The sequence below is a fragment of the Pseudomonas sp. GW821-FHT02A08 genome, from assembly GCF_059422045.1.
On sequence record NZ_JBWKWD010000030.1, the window covers coordinates 1 to 13134 of the forward strand.

11 protein-coding genes are annotated in these 13134 nt (G+C 58.8%); 4 read left to right on the plus strand and 7 right to left on the minus strand.

Annotated features, from left to right (window positions below):
• Positions 1 to 155: 155 nt before the first annotated feature.
• Positions 156 to 2381, minus strand: coding sequence for an NADP-dependent isocitrate dehydrogenase (locus AC07W4_RS19920; protein ID WP_495033662.1), 2226 nt, complete (start codon positions 2379 to 2381; stop codon positions 156 to 158).
• Positions 2382 to 2708: 327 nt separating this feature from the next.
• On the minus strand, positions 2709 to 2876 hold the full coding sequence (locus AC07W4_RS19925; protein WP_177318805.1) for a hypothetical protein: 168 nt from the start codon (positions 2874 to 2876) through the stop codon (positions 2709 to 2711).
• Between AC07W4_RS19925 and icd the strand changes: the two genes are divergently transcribed.
• The gene (gene icd / locus AC07W4_RS19930; RefSeq protein ID WP_007972065.1) at positions 2875 to 4131 is read left to right on the plus strand and encodes an NADP-dependent isocitrate dehydrogenase; all 1257 of its coding nucleotides are present in this window, start codon (positions 2875 to 2877) and stop codon (positions 4129 to 4131) included. The two genes, AC07W4_RS19925 and icd, sit on opposite strands and share 2 nt — an antisense overlap.
• Before the next feature lie 80 nt (positions 4132 to 4211).
• Here icd and cspD read toward each other — a convergent pair whose 3' ends face one another.
• A complete protein-coding gene (gene cspD / locus AC07W4_RS19935) occupies positions 4212 to 4466 on the minus strand; it encodes a cold shock domain-containing protein CspD (protein WP_495033663.1) in 255 nt (84 codons plus the stop codon).
• 224 nt (positions 4467 to 4690) lie between these two features.
• Here cspD and clpS point away from each other — a divergent pair, with 224 nt between their 5' ends.
• Both clpS and clpA read left to right on the plus strand, forming a co-directional pair.
• Positions 4691 to 5053, plus strand: coding sequence for an ATP-dependent Clp protease adapter ClpS (gene clpS, locus AC07W4_RS19940; RefSeq protein WP_032829596.1), 363 nt, complete (start codon positions 4691 to 4693; stop codon positions 5051 to 5053).
• A 30-nt stretch (positions 5054 to 5083) separates the two neighbouring features.
• Positions 5084 to 7354, plus strand: coding sequence for an ATP-dependent Clp protease ATP-binding subunit ClpA (gene clpA, locus AC07W4_RS19945; protein WP_008000854.1), 2271 nt, complete (start codon positions 5084 to 5086; stop codon positions 7352 to 7354).
• A 237-nt stretch (positions 7355 to 7591) separates the two neighbouring features.
• On the opposite strand, the gene infA is transcribed toward clpA, so the two are convergent.
• From infA to trxB, 4 genes are all read right to left on the minus strand, one after another.
• A complete protein-coding gene (gene infA, locus AC07W4_RS19950) occupies positions 7592 to 7810 on the minus strand; it encodes a translation initiation factor IF-1 (protein ID WP_002553999.1) in 219 nt (72 codons plus the stop codon).
• Positions 7811 to 7921: 111 nt separating this feature from the next.
• Positions 7922 to 8629 (minus strand): arginyltransferase, encoded by a 708-nt coding sequence (locus AC07W4_RS19955; protein ID WP_008049389.1) that lies wholly within the window; start codon positions 8627 to 8629, stop codon positions 7922 to 7924.
• A 57-nt stretch (positions 8630 to 8686) separates the two neighbouring features.
• Entirely contained in the window at positions 8687 to 9367 is a 681-nt protein-coding gene (aat, locus tag AC07W4_RS19960) for a leucyl/phenylalanyl-tRNA--protein transferase (protein ID WP_495033664.1), read from the minus strand.
• A 62-nt stretch (positions 9368 to 9429) separates the two neighbouring features.
• Entirely contained in the window at positions 9430 to 10389 is a 960-nt protein-coding gene (trxB, locus tag AC07W4_RS19965; protein WP_495033665.1) for a thioredoxin-disulfide reductase, read from the minus strand.
• 317 nt (positions 10390 to 10706) lie between these two features.
• Here trxB and AC07W4_RS19970 point away from each other — a divergent pair, with 317 nt between their 5' ends.
• Entirely contained in the window at positions 10707 to 13118 is a 2412-nt protein-coding gene (locus tag AC07W4_RS19970) for a DNA translocase FtsK (protein ID WP_495033666.1), read from the plus strand.
• Positions 13119 to 13134 lie beyond the last annotated feature (16 nt).

Here is a 13134-nt window from a genome sequence, read left to right on the forward strand (position 1 = left end):
GCGCACGATCTGCCTGACACACCGCACAATCTGATTTTACGACGGCTGCGCCGCCGAACGCAGCCTCGCGGTGCTCGTCAGCTGCTACAAGGGTTGCGCACGCCAGAAGCAGAAACCCCGGCACTAGGCCGGGGCTTCTTTGCATCCTTACAACCTTAAACCAGCGCAGCAACTGCCGCGTTGAAGGTTGCGCTTGGGCGCATGGCCTTGCTGATCAGCTCGGCGTCGGCATGGTAGTAGCCGCCGATGTCCACTGGCTTGCCCTGGACGGCGTTGAGCTCGGCAACGATGGTCGCCTCGTTCTCGGTCAGGGTCTTGGCCAGGGTTGCGAACTGCGCTTGCAGTGCAGTGTCTTCGGTCTGGGCAGCCAGGGCCTGGGCCCAGTACAGCGCCAGGTAGAAGTGGCTGCCGCGGTTGTCGATGTTGCCGACTTTGCGCGATGGCGACTTGTTGTTGTCCAGGAACTGGCCGGTGGCCTGGTCCAGGGTCTTGGCCAGAACCAGCGCCTTGGGGTTGTTGTAGGTCACGCCCAGGTGTTCCAGGGACGCGGCCAAGGCCAGGAATTCACCCAGGGAATCCCAGCGCAGGAAGTTTTCTTCCAGCAGTTGCTGTACGTGCTTCGGTGCCGAACCGCCGGCGCCGGTTTCGAACAGGCCACCGCCGTTCATCAGCGGCACGATCGACAGCATCTTGGCGCTGGTGCCCAGTTCCATGATCGGGAACAGGTCGGTGAGGTAGTCGCGCAGTACGTTGCCGGTTACCGAGATGGTGTCTTTGCCTGCGCGGGTGCGCTGCAGGGTGTACTTCATCGCGTCGACCGGTGCCATGATCTGGATGTCCAGGCCGGCAGTGTCGTGATCCTTCAGGTAAGCCTGAACTTTCTCGATCACCACACCATCGTGGGCGCGCATCGGGTCCAGCCAGAAGATCGCCGGGGTCGCGCTTGCGCGAGCACGGTTGACGGCCAGTTTGACCCAGTCCTGGATCGGCGCGTCTTTGGTCTGGCACATGCGGAAGATGTCGCCGGCCTCGACAGCCTGTTCCATCAGCAGGTTGCCCTTGCTGTCGGTGACGCGAACAACGCCGTCAGCCTTGATCTGGAAAGTCTTGTCGTGGGAGCCGTACTCTTCGGCTTTCTTCGCCATCAGGCCAACGTTCGGCACGCTGCCCATGGTGGTCGGATCGAACGCACCGTTGGCTTTGCAATCTTCGATCACAGCCTGGTAGATGGTGGCGTAGCAGCGATCCGGGATCACGGCCTTGGTGTCGTGCAACTGGCCGTCGGTGCCCCACATCTTGCCGGAGTCACGGATCATCGCCGGCATCGAGGCGTCGACGATCACGTCGCTCGGCACGTGCAGGTTGGTGATGCCTTTGTCGGAGTTGACCATCGCCAGGGAAGGGCGAGCGGCGTAGACCGCCTGGATGTCGGCTTCGATGGCCGCTTGCTGTTCAGCAGGCAGGGCCTTGATGCGAGCGTACAGGTCGCCGATGCCGTTGTTCAGGTTGAAGCCGATCTGTGCCAGCACGTCAGCGTGCCTGGTCAGTGCGTCTTTATAGAACTCGGCAACGATCTGACCGAACATGATCGGGTCGGAGACCTTCATCATGGTGGCTTTCAAGTGAACCGACAGCAGCACGCCTTGTGCCTTGGCGTCTTCGATTTCGGCGGCGATGAAGCTGCGCAGGGCGTTTTTGCTCATGACCGCGCAATCGAGGATCTCACCGGCTTGTACGCTGGTCTTTTCTTTCAGGACGGTGGAGGTGCCGTCTTGAGCGATCAGTTCGATTTTCACGGCGTCAGCGGCGTCGATCAGGGCGGCTTTTTCGCTGCCGTAGAAATCGCCGGTGCTCATGTGCGCGACGTGGGACTTGGAGTCCTTGGCCCAGGCGCCCATTTTGTGCGGGTGCTTGCGCGCGTAGTTCTTGACCGACAGCGGAGCGCGACGGTCGGAGTTGCCTTCACGCAGAACCGGGTTCACGGCGCTGCCCTTGACCTTGTCGTAGCGGGCCTTGGCTTCTTTGTCGGCGTCGCTGGTAACGGTCTCAGGGTAGTCCGGCAGTGCGTAGCCTTGAGCTTGCAGCTCTTTGATCGCGGCTTGCAGTTGCGGAACCGAGGCGCTGATGTTCGGCAATTTGATGATGTTGGCTTCAGGCGTAACGGCCAGGGCGCCCAGTTCGGCGAGGTGGTCGGCTACGGCTTTGTCACCCAGTTGCTCGGGGAAGCTGGCCAGGATGCGCCCTGCAAGAGAGATATCGCGGGTTTCAACGGCGATATCAGCCGAGGCGGTGAACGCCTCTACGATAGGCAACAGTGAATAGGTGGCGAGGGCAGGAGCTTCGTCGGTGAAGGTATAGATGATCTTCGAGCGGGTGGGCATATTCGGATTAACTCTCTCTTCTTTGCTAAAGCGTGCGCAGAAACTCGAGGGCGCCGGGTAAGCGCGTTCGTTCAAAGTCATCCATGAGCCGAATATCGAGGTTTCGTTGCTGTGATGTTGGGTGCATCAGTAGGGCGTCAAGCAGTCGGGCTGCGGTAACAGACCGGCTTATCGGGCGTAAACACTCATCGTAGAGCTGTTTCGCCCGTCGTGACCCTTTAGTCAGCGGCGGCATTATACATAGGTAGCTGGCAATCTGCCGATGGTTCATACGCAACGAATGTCGTCCATTGGTCTAAAGGTCGCAGGGGCGAGCTGGGCGTAAGGTCATTCGTCGTGCTTGAGTTTGGCGCTTTTCCCTTTGCTTTCAGGCTTGTAGCTCGCGAGTTGCAAGGCTTTGCGGCAGATGGATGGAACATAGGGTTTGCGCGCCGATTCAACTGGGTTACGCTCGAACCAAGCCAGATGTTCAATCCAATCAATGGAGTTCAGCATGGGTTACAAGAAGATTCAGGTTCCAGCCGTCGGCGACAAAATCACCGTCAATGCAGACCATTCTCTCAATGTTCCTAATAACCCGATCATCCCCTTCATCGAAGGTGACGGCATTGGTGTCGACATCAGCCCGGTCATGATCAAGGTTGTCGATGCTGCTGTTAAGAAGGCTTATGGTGGCGAGCGCAAGATTTCCTGGATGGAAGTGTACGCCGGGGAGAAAGCGACTCAGGTTTACGATCAGGACACCTGGCTGCCTCAGGAAACCCTGGACGCGGTCAAGGATTACGTGGTTTCCATCAAGGGCCCGCTGACCACCCCGGTCGGTGGCGGCATCCGCTCCCTGAACGTGGCCCTGCGTCAGCAACTCGACCTGTACGTCTGCCTGCGTCCGGTGCGCTGGTTCGAAGGCGTGCCCAGCCCGGTCAAGAAGCCAGGCGATGTCGACATGACCATCTTCCGCGAGAACTCCGAAGACATCTACGCGGGCATCGAGTGGAAGGCCGGCACGCCGGAAGCCACCAAGGTCATCAAGTTCCTGAAAGAAGAAATGGGCGTCACCAAGATCCGTTTCGACGAGAACTGCGGTATCGGCGTCAAGCCGGTGTCCCTGCAAGGCACCAAACGTCTGGCGCGCAAGGCCCTGCAGTATGTGGTCGACAACGATCGCGATTCGCTGACCATCGTGCACAAAGGCAACATCATGAAGTTCACCGAAGGTGCCTTCAAGGAATGGGCCTACGAAGTGGCGGCTGAAGAGTTCGGCGCAACCCTGCTCGACGGCGGTCCGTGGATGCAGTTCAAGAACCCTAAAACCGGCAAGAACGTCATCGTCAAGGATGCCATCGCCGACGCCATGCTCCAGCAGATCCTGCTGCGCCCGGCCGAGTACGATGTGATCGCCACCCTGAACCTGAACGGCGACTACCTCTCCGATGCCCTCGCGGCGGAAGTGGGCGGTATCGGTATTGCGCCAGGCGCCAACCTGTCCGACACCGTGGCCATGTTCGAAGCCACCCACGGTACGGCACCGAAGTACGCCGGCAAGGACCAGGTCAACCCGGGGTCGCTGATCCTGTCCGCTGAAATGATGCTACGCCACATGGGCTGGACCGAAGCGGCCGACCTGATCATCAAGGGTACCAACGGCGCGATTTCCGCCAAGACCGTGACCTATGACTTCGAACGCCTGATGGAAGGCGCCAAACTGGTGTCGTCTTCCGGCTTCGGTGATGCGCTGATCTCGCACATGTAAGAAAACGCAGGTACACAAAAACCGCCTGATTCAAGTAGTTGAGTCAGGCGGTTTTTTTATGACTGGTTGATGCGGCAGTGTTAAACCGAAACAGTCTGCTCAGGTAACTGTGTCGCGGTTTTCGAGGCCTCCACCGGGTTGCCGATGTTGACCGCGTGAAGGCCTTTGGGGCCCTGGATGATGTCGAATACGACAGCTTGCCCGGCTTTCAGGGTTTTATAACCATCCATTTTAATGGCTGAGTAGTGGGCAAACAGATCTTCTGTCTTGCCTTCCTCGTTGATGAATCCGTAACCCTTGGCATTGTTGAACCACTTCACCTTGCCGACAGCCATACCCAACTCCCTCTGCAACAGACTCCATCACTGGAGTATCATCCAGTACATCCGCAGTCGAATCTGTAAATAAGATTGACTCCGCGGACCTTTTTTACCCACTGTGGGCTCTATTGGTTGTAACACCCTTTTGCCGATAGTCAAGCTGACCCGGCAGTCGGAGTTGAAAACGCTGATAGCCGCCCCCACCACTGTATTTGAACCACTGACGAACCTTTCTTTCCATGCATGCAATCAGCCAGATTCGACTAACATTCAATCAGGATCGCCCTGATTTACACGACGACGATTCCACAGGCATTGCTGTTCAGGAGGCAAAGCCTGCACTACAGGCGCCGCCGATGTACAAGGTGGTTTTGTTCAATGATGACTACACACCGATGGATTTCGTCGTCGAAGTGCTCGAGGTGTTTTTTAACCTGAATCGCGAGCTGGCGACCAAGGTCATGCTGGCCGTCCACACGGAAGGGCGGGCAGTATGTGGAGTGTTTACCCGCGACATCGCGGAGACCAAGGCCATGCAGGTCAACCAGTACGCCAGGGAAAGCCAGCATCCGCTACTCTGTGAAATCGAGAAGGACGGTTAATCGCCGACCACTTGGGTATGAGGTGAAGCTATGTTAAACCGCGAGCTCGAAGTCACCCTCAATCTTGCCTTCAAGGAGGCCCGTTCGAAGCGTCATGAGTTCATGACCGTCGAACACCTCTTGCTGGCCCTATTGGACAATGAGGCTGCCGCCACCGTTTTGCGTGCGTGCGGCGCAAACCTCGACAAACTCAAGCATGACCTGCAGGAGTTCATCGACTCCACCACGCCATTGATCCCGGTTCATGACGAGGATCGTGAAACCCAGCCAACCCTGGGCTTCCAGCGTGTACTGCAGCGTGCTGTGTTTCACGTACAGAGCTCGGGCAAACGCGAAGTGACTGGTGCCAACGTGCTGGTCGCGATCTTCAGTGAGCAAGAGAGTCAGGCGGTGTTCCTGCTGAAACAGCAGAGCGTTGCCCGTATAGATGTCGTCAACTACATCGCCCATGGCATTTCCAAGGTGCCGGGGCATGGCGATCACTCTGAAGGTGAGCAAGATATGCAGGACGACGAGGGTGGTGAGTCTTCTTCCTCGGGCAATCCCCTGGATGCGTATGCCAGCAACCTCAATGAACTGGCGCGCCAGGGTCGTATCGATCCGTTGGTGGGGCGTGAGCTGGAAGTCGAACGTGTCGCGCAGATCCTGGCGCGTCGGCGTAAAAACAATCCGCTGCTGGTGGGCGAGGCCGGCGTGGGTAAAACCGCGATTGCCGAAGGCCTGGCCAAGCGCATTGTCGACAACCAGGTGCCGGACCTGCTGGCCAACAGCGTGGTTTACTCACTCGACCTGGGTGCCTTGCTGGCCGGTACCAAATACCGTGGCGATTTCGAGAAGCGCTTCAAGGCGTTGCTCAATGAGCTGAAAAAGCGTCCGCAGGCGATCCTGTTCATCGACGAGATCCACACCATCATTGGTGCGGGTGCCGCGTCCGGTGGCGTCATGGATGCCTCGAACCTGCTCAAGCCGCTGCTGTCCTCGGGTGATATCCGTTGCATCGGTTCGACCACCTTCCAGGAATTCCGCGGCATCTTCGAGAAGGACCGTGCCTTGGCCCGGCGTTTCCAGAAGGTCGATGTGTCGGAGCCTTCGGTGGAAGACACCATCGGTATCCTGCGCGGTCTCAAAGGGCGCTTCGAACAGCATCACAATATCGAATACAGCGATGAAGCCTTGCGTGCCGCTGCCGAACTGGCTTCGCGCTATATCAATGACCGGCACATGCCGGACAAGGCGATCGATGTGATTGACGAGGCAGGTGCCTACCAGCGCCTGCAACCGATCGAAATGCGCGTTAAACGCATCGAAGTGCCTCAGGTCGAGGACATCGTCGCGAAAATCGCGCGGATTCCGCCTAAGCACGTCACCAGCTCCGACAAGGAATTGTTGCGTAACCTTGAGCGTGACCTGAAGTTGACCGTGTTCGGTCAGGACGCTGCGATAGATTCCCTGGCAACCGCGATCAAGTTGTCCCGTGCCGGCCTCAAGTCCCCTGACAAGCCTGTCGGTTCGTTCCTGTTCGCAGGGCCTACCGGTGTCGGTAAAACCGAAGCGGCGCGTCAGTTGGCCAAAGCGTTGGGTGTTGAGCTGATTCGTTTCGACATGTCCGAATACATGGAGCGCCACACCGTATCGCGTCTGATTGGTGCGCCTCCAGGCTATGTCGGATTCGATCAGGGTGGTCTGCTGACCGAAGCCATCACCAAGCAGCCACACTGCGTGCTGTTGCTCGATGAGATCGAGAAGGCGCATCCGGAAGTCTTCAACCTGCTGTTGCAGGTCATGGACCACGGTACGTTGACCGATAACAACGGGCGCAAGGCGGATTTCCGTAACGTGATCGTCATCATGACGACCAACGCCGGTGCCGAGACTGCAGCCCGTGCTTCGATCGGTTTCACCTATCAGGATCACTCGTCCGATGCGATGGAAGTGATCAAGAAGAGCTTCACGCCGGAATTCCGCAACCGTCTGGACACCATCATCCAGTTTGGTCGCCTCAGCCATGAGGTCATCAAGAGCGTGGTGGACAAGTTCCTTACCGAGCTTCAGGCGCAGCTGGAGGACAAACGCGTGTTGCTGGAGGTCACCGATGCGGCCCGCAACTGGCTGGCCGAAGGTGGCTACGACGCGGCGATGGGTGCTCGCCCGATGGCTCGCCTGATCCAGGACAAGATCAAGCGTCCGCTGGCGGAGGAGATTCTCTTTGGCGAACTGGCCGAGCATGGCGGTGTGGTACACATCGACATCAAGGACGGCGAGCTGACCTTCGAGTTCGAGACCACGGCCGAGATGGCCTGACGTTCTATCGCGATAAAGCAAAAAGGCGCCAAAAGGCGCCTTTTTGCTGTCTGTAGGTCATACACAAATCCAGTGTGGGAGCGGGCTTGCTCGCGAAGGCGTCGGCATATCCAGCATCCCTGTGTCAGACAGATCGCATTCGCGAGCAAGCCCGCTCCCACATTGTCTGAGTGCGGCAGCTAAATCGCGCACAAACAAAAACGCCCGGCATAAGCCGGGCGTCTTGTATTGACTTGATTAGCGAGCGCGGTAAGTGATGCGCCCTTTGCTCAAGTCATAGGGAGTCAGCTCTACGCGCACTTTGTCGCCGGTAAGAATACGGATGTAGTTCTTGCGCATCTTGCCGGAGATGTGCGCGGTTACGACGTGCCCATTTTCCAACTCCACGCGAAACATGGTGTTGGGCAGGGTGTCGACGACAGTGCCTTCCATTTCGAAGCTGTCTTCTTTCGACATGCAGTAAAGCCCTCGGTGTCCAATGAATGGCCCGGTGCAACTGCGCCAGGCAAAAGCGGCGTGCATTGTGCCCGAAAAGTGGGGTTTAAGCCAAGGGGTTTAGGGCCTGCTCTAGTTTAGAACCACCCAGCGCTGATTAATCAGCAACTCAATAGGGCGATATTGAGTCTTGTAGTTCATTTTTTTGCAGTTTTTGATCCAGTAGCCGAGGTAGACCGCTTCCAGTCCCAGTCGCCTGGCCTCGGCGATTTGCCAGAGGATCGCATAGCGCCCAAGGCTGCGGCGCTCTTCGGCCGGTTCGTAGAAGGTGTAGACCGCCGAAAGACCGTTCGGCAGTAAATCGGTCACGGCGACGGCCAGCAGTCGGCCGTTCAGGCGAAATTCATAAAATCTTGAAAACGGCAGGTCCCGCACCAGGAATGTCGAAAACTGGTCGCGACTCGGCGGATACATGTCCCCATCGGCGTGACGCTGTTCGATATAGCGCTGGTAAAGGTCGAAGTACTCTTCGTTGAAGCCGGGCCTGGCCGGGCGCACCTGCAAATCCATGTTGCGCTTGAAGATGCGTTTCTGTTGCCGGTTGGGCGTGAACTGCCCCACGGGAATGCGCGCCGGGACGCAGGCATTGCAATTCTGGCAATGCGGCCGATAGAGATGATCGCCACTGCGACGAAACCCCATCTCCGACAGGTCTGCGTAGACATGCACATCCATGGGCTGACTAGGGTCGAGAAACAGGGTTGTGGCCTGCTCCTCGGGCAGATAACTGCAAGAGTGCGGCTGAGTGGCATAGAACTTCAAACGCGCCAACTCGGTCATGATCAACCCTCGGGATAATGCTTTTGAATAAGTGTAAGCCACACGGGAGAAAGTCGCTCAGCAAACCCAGGTGGCGGTGTTGGGTTGGTCCAGGTGCCTGACCAGATAGCTCGCAAACTCGCGGCGGGGTATCGCTCGGGCGCCCAGGCTGTGCAGGTGGTCGGTGGGCATCTGGCAATCGATCAGCACGAAGCCTGAGTCTTTCAGATGGCGGACCAGTGTGGCAAAGCCGAATTTCGAGGCGTTGTCAGCGAGGCTGAACATGGACTCGCCGAAAAACAACTGGCCCATTGCCAGGCCATACAATCCGCCGACCAGTTCATCTGCGTCCCAGACTTCCACCGAGTGCGCATGCCCGCGCCTGTGCAACTCGATATAAGCGTCCTGCATGGCCTCGGTGATCCAGGTGCCGTCAGCGTATTCCCGGGGGGCTGCACAGGCGCGGATGACGGCGGCGAAGTCCTGGTCAAAGGTCACTTGGTAGCGTTGCTGGCGCAGCAGTTTGTTCAGGCTGCGCGAGACGTGCAATTCGTCGGGAAACAGAACCGTGCGTGGGTCCGGCGACCACCAGAGGATCGGCTGGCCTTCGGAAAACCACGGGAAGCAGCCGTGGCGATAAGCCGAGATCAGCCGATCGGCGGACAGGTCGCCACCGGCAGCCAGAAGCCCGTTGGGGTCGCGCATGGCCTTTTCCAGCGGTGGGAAATGCAAGGTGTTGCGTTGTAACCAAGTCAGCATGGCATCCGGGCTTGCAGAAGGGGAGGGCAGTGGCGGGCTTTGGCCCGCCATAAAGTTTGCCTTTAAACGGCAGGAATGTCGTCGAGGTATTTTTCAGCGTCCAGCGCCGCCATGCAACCAGCCCCGGCAGACGTAACCGCCTGGCGATAAACGTGGTCGGCCACGTCACCGGCGGCAAACACCCCGGCAATTGCGGTGGCGGTGGCATCGCCTTCGCTGCCACCCTTGACCAGCAGATACCCGTCGCGCATTTCCAGTTGGCCCGTGAACAGGTCGGTATTGGGTTTGTGGCCGATGGCGATAAATACCCCGGCCAGCGGCAGCTCCTTCGTTTCGCCGGTATGGCTGTCGCGCAGGCGGGCGCCGGTCACTCCGCTGGCATCGCCGAGCACTTCGTCCAGGTTCTGGTTCCAGTGCAGGCGGATATTGCCCTTGGCGGCTTTTTCGAAGAGTTTGTCCTGGAGGATCTTCTCCGAACGCAGCTTGTCGCGGCGGTGAATCAGGTGCACTTCCTTGGCGATGTTCGACAGGTACAAGGCTTCCTCGACCGCCGTATTACCGCCGCCGACCACCGCAACCACCTGATTGCGATAGAAAAACCCATCGCAGGTCGCGCATGCCGACACCCCTTTGCCGGCAAACGCTTCTTCCGACGGCAGGCCCAGATATTGCGCAGAGGCGCCGGTGGCAATGATCAAGGCGTCGCAGGTGTAGGTGCCGCCATCGCCAATCAGCTCGAACGGCCGTTGTTGCAACTTGGCGGTGTGGATGTGGTCGTAAACGATCTCGGTGGCAAAGCGTTCGGCGTGTTTTTGCATGCGATCCATCAGCACCGGCCCGGTCAGGCCTTCAACGTCCCCTGGCCAGTTGTCCACTTCGACGGTGGTGGTGAGTTGGCCGCCTGCCTGGATGCCGGTAATGACAACGGGCTTGAGGTTGGCGCGGGCGGCATAAACGGCCGCGCTGTAACCAGCGGGGCCCGAGCCCAGGATAATCAGGCGTGAATGCTTCGCTTCGCTCATAAAAACACCTCATAAGCCTTTGTCACAAAAGAGAATGCATGCTCAAATTGAACAGCATGTCATGTGCTGTTGACTATGCTACACCCAAGGGTCTCAAGCATGGCGTCGTGCGTACAAACCCGTACAATGCCCTGCGTGTTACATATATTCAGTGCGCACCATGTTTATAAAAGCCGGGGCGCAGTGTTAAAAGTAGTCCCGGTAACGCGTGTTAACTTTTTTACCTGCCTGGATTGGGCAGTTTTTTCGCGGTTTTTTGGCAGCTTTTATAGACATTCACCAGATGGACGCGCCACTGGCGCAGGAAAAGAAGCGTTTTGAAGAAATCCACCGCAGCACCTAAACCAGCCGTCGTACCGCTCTGGCGCCAGCACTTGCACTACCGACTCAAGGAAGGTGCGCTGATCGCCATCGGTGCCTTGTGCCTGTTCCTGATGATGGCCTTGTTGACCTACGGCAAGGACGATCCGGGCTGGAGTCATAACAGCAAGATCGACGACGTGCAGAACTTCGGCGGGCCAGCGGGCTCCTATAGCGCCGATATCCTGTTCATGGTGCTGGGTTACTTCGCCTACATCTTCCCGTTGCTGCTGGCCGTCAAGGCGTACCAGATCTTCCGCCAGCGTCACGAACCGTGGCAGTGGAGCGGCTGGTTGTTCTCCTGGCGCCTGATCGGCCTTGTGTTCCTGGTGCTGTCGGGCGCCGCGCTGGCCCATATCCATTTCCATGCCGCGACCGGTCTGCCGGCCGGTGCGGGCGGTGCGCTGGGGGAAAGCCTCGGCGAACTGGCCAGGAACGCCCTGAATATCCAGGGCAGCACGCTGTTGTTCATTGCCTTGTTCCTGTTCGGCCTGACCGTGTTTACCGACCTGTCGTGGTTCAAGGTGATGGACATCACCGGCAAGATCACCCTCGACTTGTTCGAACTGTTCCAGGGCGCCGCCAATCGCTGGTGGGCGGCCCGTACCGAGCGCAAACAACTGGTTGCCCAGTTGCGTGAAGTCGACGACCGCATGGATGAAGTGGTCGCGCCGACCGTCACCGACAAGCGCGAGCAGGCCAAGGTCAAGGAGCGCCTGATCGAACGTGAGCAAGCCCTGAGCAAGCACATGTCCGAGCGCGAGAAGCAGGTGCCGCCGGTGATTGCGCCCGCGCCGCCAAAGCTTGCCGCACCGAGCAAACGCGTCGAAAAAGAGAAGCAGGCGCCGCTGTTCGTCGACAGCGCCGTGGAAGGCACCTTGCCGCCGATCTCGATTCTCGACCCTGCGGAAAAGAAACAGCTCAACTACTCCCCTGAATCCCTGGCTGCGGTTGGCCACTTGCTGGAAATCAAGCTCAAGGAATTCGGCGTTGAAGTCGCGGTGGATTCGATTCACCCGGGCCCGGTGATCACCCGTTACGAAATCCAGCCGGCCGCTGGCGTCAAGGTCAGCCGCATCTCCAACCTGGCCAAAGACCTGGCCCGTTCCCTGGCCGTGACCAGCGTGCGCGTGGTGGAAGTGATTCCGGGCAAGACCACGGTCGGTATCGAGATTCCCAACGAAGACCGGCAGATCGTGCGTTTCTCCGAGGTGCTGTCGACCCCCGAGTACGACAACTTCAAGTCGCCGGTCACCCTGGCCCTGGGGCACGACATCGGCGGCAAGCCGGTCATCACCGACCTTGCGAAAATGCCGCACTTGCTGGTGGCCGGTACCACCGGTTCCGGTAAGTCGGTGGGTGTGAACGCGATGATCCTGTCGATCCTGTTCAAGTCCGGCCCGGAAGACGCCAAGCTGATCATGATCGACCCGAAAATGCTCGAACTGTCGATCTACGAAGGCATTCCGCACCTGCTGTGCCCGGTGGTCACCGACATGAAGGACGCCGCCAACGCCCTGCGCTGGAGCGTTGCCGAGATGGAGCGACGCTACAAGCTGATGGCCAAGATGGGTGTGCGAAACCTGTCGGGCTTCAACGCCAAGGTCAAGGAAGCCCAGGACGCCGGCGAGCCGTTGAGCGATCCGCTGTACAAGCGCGAAAGCATCCACGACGAAGCGCCGCTCCTGCAAAAGCTGCCGACCATCGTGGTGGTGGTCGACGAATTCGCCGACATGATGATGATCGTCGGCAAGAAGGTCGAAGAACTGATCGCCCGTATTGCGCAGAAAGCTCGTGCGGCCGGTATCCACTTGATCCTCGCGACCCAGCGTCCGTCGGTGGACGTGATCACCGGTCTGATCAAGGCCAACATCCCGACTCGCATGGCGTTCCAGGTGTCGAGCAAGATCGACTCGCGAACCATCATCGACCAGGGCGGTGCAGAACAACTGCTGGGCCACGGTGACATGCTCTACATGCCGCCGGGTACCAGTCTGCCGATTCGTGTTCACGGTGCTTTCGTGTCCGACGATGAGGTTCACCGCGTGGTGGAAGCCTGGAAGCTGCGGGGCGCGCCGGAATACAACGACGACATTCTCAATGGCGTCGAAGAGGCGGGCAGCGGCTTCGAAGGCAGCAGCGGTGGCGGCGACGGTGACGATCCCGAGGCCGACGCGCTGTACGACGAAGCGGTCCAGTTCGTGCTGGAAAGCCGTCGCGCCTCCATTTCCGCGGTTCAGCGCAAGCTGAAGATCGGCTATAACCGCGCCGCGCGCATGATCGAAGCCATGGAAATGGCCGGGGTCGTGACGTCCATGAACACCAACGGTTCGCGTGAAGTCCTGGCCCCTGGCCCGGTGCGCGACTGACCCGAGTATGAAAGGG